Source organism: Pseudomonas sp. BN417 (assembly GCF_029871205.1).
Taxonomy (GTDB): domain Bacteria; phylum Pseudomonadota; class Gammaproteobacteria; order Pseudomonadales; family Pseudomonadaceae; genus Metapseudomonas.
The window spans coordinates 1-563 of sequence record NZ_SSOJ01000007.1; the positions used below are offsets into that span (position 1 = coordinate 1).

The following is a 563-nucleotide window of genomic DNA, read 5'->3' on the forward strand; positions in this document are numbered from 1 at the left end:
GTTGCTGGTCGGCGGCTGCCAGGCCATGGACCCGCTGTCCGGCACCCAAGATGAACATAGCCCTTGGTGGAGCTTGGGCTTCGCCCATCCGGCCTATATGAAGGTTTGGGTCGAGGACAGCGCAGTGATCGATATCCGGGGTCGTCTGTTCCGAAATACCGGCCGAGGCATTGCCGCTGGCGATGAACCGGAAGATGGCACCGAAGCCGCCCGCGGCTGGCGCGGCGGCGCGGGGCCCACCGGTATCGCAGTGGTCGGCGCCGACCTGCCCCAGCGCATCTACGTGCGCTGGCAGTCCATCGTTGAACCGCAGACCTACCGAGCCTGGGTGGACATCCCGGAGGAAGCGCGGCAAATCATGCGCGACTCCGTCGCCTGGCGCTGCCCGCAGAAGCCACACAGGGTCTCACGCTACGATGCCACGCTGTACTTGGGCCTAGCCCCAGGCGGCACCATCCAGGTCTGGGTCTACGACCGCTGCTACAAATCGGTAAAAGTGACCCGCGCCCAGGCTGAGATAGAACCTCTGGGGCCATCCCAAGGACAGACGGCCGGCGAGTATG

Annotated in this window: 1 protein-coding gene; it reads left to right on the top strand. The window is 65.4% G+C overall.

Going from position 1 to position 563, the window contains the following annotated elements; all coding sequences use genetic code 11:
* Nucleotide 1: 1 nt before the first annotated feature.
* Nucleotides 2–563, top strand: a 562-nt coding sequence (locus E8F11_RS00165; RefSeq protein ID WP_280286777.1) for a DUF2931 family protein, incomplete at its 3' end; no start/stop codon positions are given.